Origin of the sequence: Stenotrophomonas sp. RS-48 (genome assembly GCF_030053245.1) — a bacterium.
Lineage (GTDB): Bacteria > Pseudomonadota > Gammaproteobacteria > Xanthomonadales > Xanthomonadaceae > Stenotrophomonas > Stenotrophomonas maltophilia_P.
Map to the genome: position 1 here is coordinate 1 of NZ_JASGBV010000132.1, position 2,791 is coordinate 2,791.

A 2,791-nucleotide genomic window follows, 5' to 3' on the forward strand; every position below is an offset into this window, starting at 1 on the left:
GCCCCGCCGCTACCGGGTTGCTACAATCGCCGCTCTGTTTTCCAAATGCACCGGAGCGACCATGTCCCGCCAGATCATCAACACCGAAAAGGCGCCTGCCGCCATCGGCCCTTACTCGCAGGCCGTGCGCGCCGGCAACACCGTGTATTTCTCCGGCCAGATCCCGCTTGATCCGGCGACCGGCGACATCGTCGGTGCCGGTGATGTCGAAGCCCAGGCCCGCCGCGCGTTCGACAACCTCAAGGCCGTGGCCGAAGCTGCCGGCGGTTCGCTGGACCAGGTCGTGCGCCTTGGCCTGTACCTGACCGACCTGGGCGAGTTCGCCAAGGTCAACGCTGTCATGCAGGACTACTTCCAGGCTCCGTTCCCGGCCCGTTCCACCATCGAAGTCTCCGGCCTGCCGAAGGGCGCCAACTTCGAGGTCGACGCGGTGATGGTCATCGACTGACGCCCCCGTGGCACGCAAGGCGGCGGTCACTCCGGTCCTGTCACCGTCCGGCGAAGCATCCCTGGCGATGCTCGCCGGCGTGGGTCCGGCCGTGGCCGCCAAGCTGCAGGCGCGTGGCCTGGCCACCCTGCAGGATCTCTGGCTTCACCTGCCGCTGCGCTATGAGGACCGGACCCGGCTGACCCGCATCGAAGACCTGCGATCCGGCGTGCCGGCACAGGTGGAAGTGCGCGTCGTCGCGGTCGAGCGCGGCATGCGCTACCGGCCGATGCTGAAGGTGGCGGTCGAGGACGAGGGGCAGGGCACCCTGGTGCTGCGCTTCTTCCATTTCCGCCAGCAGCAGGTCGGCCAGTTCGCGGTCGGCAACCGCCTGCGCTGTTTCGGTACGCCCAAGCCGGGCCACCTTGGCCTGGAAATCGTTCATCCCAGCTACCAGGTGCTGGGGCGCAACGATGATCCTGAACTTGGCGACCGCCTCGATCCGGTGTATCCCACGGTGGAAGGTGTGGGCCCGATGACGATGCGCAGGCTGATCGGCCAGGCGCTGGATCGCCTGCCTGAAGAAGCCGCGCTGGAACTGCTGCCCGTTGGCTGGCTAGATGGCCTCGGCCTGCCGTCGCTGCGCAGTGCGCTGTTGACGGTGCACCGGCCGCCACCGGATGCCGACCTGGCCGCGCTGGCCGCCGGCACCCATCCGGCGCAGCGCCGGCTGGCGATGGAAGAACTGCTGGCACACCATCTCAGCCTGCGTCGCCAACGCATCGCGCTGCAGGCGCATCATGCGCCGCCGCTGGCCGGCCCCGGTGCGCTGGCCAAGGCCCTGCTGAAGCAGCTGCCGTTCGCCCTCACCGGTGCGCAGGCACGCGTGTTCAAGCAGATCCGCGAAGACCTCGCGCGACCCCGTCCCATGCTGCGGCTGGTGCAGGGCGACGTGGGTTCCGGCAAGACCGTGGTGGCCGCGCTGGCCGCCATGCTGGCGGTAGAGCAGGGCAAGCAGGTCGCGCTGGCTGCGCCCACCGAACTGCTGGCCGAACAGCATCTCAACAATCTGCGCGGTTGGCTGGAGCCGCTGGGTGTACGTATCGCCTGGCTGGCCGGCAAGGTCACCGGCAAGGCGCGCGCGAAGGTGATGGAACAGGTCGCCAATGGCGAAGCGCAGGTGGTGGTCGGTACCCACGCGCTGATGCAGGAGGCGGTGGTGTTCCAGGACCTCGCCCTGGCCATCGTCGACGAACAGCACCGCTTCGGCGTGCACCAGCGCCTGGCGCTGCGCGACAAGGGCGCCGGTGGCAACAGCGTGCCACACCAGCTGGTGATGACTGCCACGCCGATTCCGCGCACGCTGGCGATGTCCGAGTACGCGGACCTGGACGTATCGGCCATCGACGAACTGCCACCGGGCCGTACGCCGGTGCAGACCGTGGCCCTGAACAACGACCGCCGGCCGGAGCTGATCGAACGTATCGCCCTGGCCTGCGCGGAAGGACGGCAGGTGTACTGGGTGTGCACGCTGATCGAGGAAAGCGAAGAGCTGGACGCCACGCCCGCACAGGCCACCTTCGAATCGCTGCAGGCGCTGCTGCCGGGCGTGCGCGTGGGGCTGGTGCACGGGCGGATGAAAGCCGCCGAGAAGCAGGCGACGATGGTCGCGTTCAAGGGCGGTGACATCGACCTGCTGGTGGCGACCACGGTGATCGAAGTGGGTGTGGACGTGCCCAATGCCTCGCTGATGGTGATCGAGAACGCCGAGCGTCTGGGCCTGGCCCAGCTGCACCAGCTGCGCGGTCGCGTCGGCCGCGGTTCGGCGGTGTCGCGCTGCGTGTTGCTGTACCAGGCGCCGCTTTCGCAGATGGCGCGCGAGCGTCTGCAGACCATGCGCGACACCAACGATGGCTTCGTCATCGCCGAGAAGGACCTGGAACTGCGCGGGCCGGGCGAACTGCTTGGCACGCGGCAGACAGGCCTGGCCGGCTTCCGCATCGCCGATCTGGCACGCGACGCCGGCCTGCTGCCCGGCGTGCATGACCTGGCCGAGCGCCTGCTGGCGCAGCAGCCCGCACTGGCCGACCGCGTGGTCAACCGCTGGATCGGCACGGCCGTGCGCTACGCCTCGGCGTAAGCGGCCTCTGTGCGCTGCGCGCGTGAGTCGAGCATGGCTCGACTCCACAGACAGCGCCTTCGATCATTTCCATGTTCATCCACGCATTGCGTGGATGTGTCGACCACGGTCGACACCTGGCAGAGCAGAACGCCGTTCCGACAGACCGCGGGAAACTGTCGAAGGCGGGGTGGGTCCGGTTGCGGGGGCGTGAGCGCCATGGATGGCGCGACCGAGCCTCCAGG

At 68.7% G+C, this 2,791-nt stretch carries 2 protein-coding genes; both read left to right on the forward strand.

The window, feature by feature from the left end; all coding sequences use genetic code 11:
- Nucleotides 1-61: 61 nt before the first annotated feature.
- Nucleotides 62-448 (forward strand): RidA family protein, encoded by a 387-nt coding sequence (locus QMZ25_RS18615; protein WP_053519454.1) that lies wholly within the window; start codon nucleotides 62-64, stop codon nucleotides 446-448.
- Nucleotides 449-455: 7 nt separating this feature from the next.
- Nucleotides 456-2,567, forward strand: a complete 2,112-nt coding sequence (recG, locus tag QMZ25_RS18620; protein ID WP_283220110.1) for an ATP-dependent DNA helicase RecG — start codon at nucleotides 456-458, stop codon at nucleotides 2,565-2,567.
- Nucleotides 2,568-2,791: the final 224 nt, after the last annotated feature.

Coding starts and splice junctions, on each gene's coding strand:
- QMZ25_RS18615 (WP_053519454.1), top strand. CDS start 62: ATGTCCCGCCAGATCATCAACACCGAAAAGGCGCCTGCCGCCATCGGC.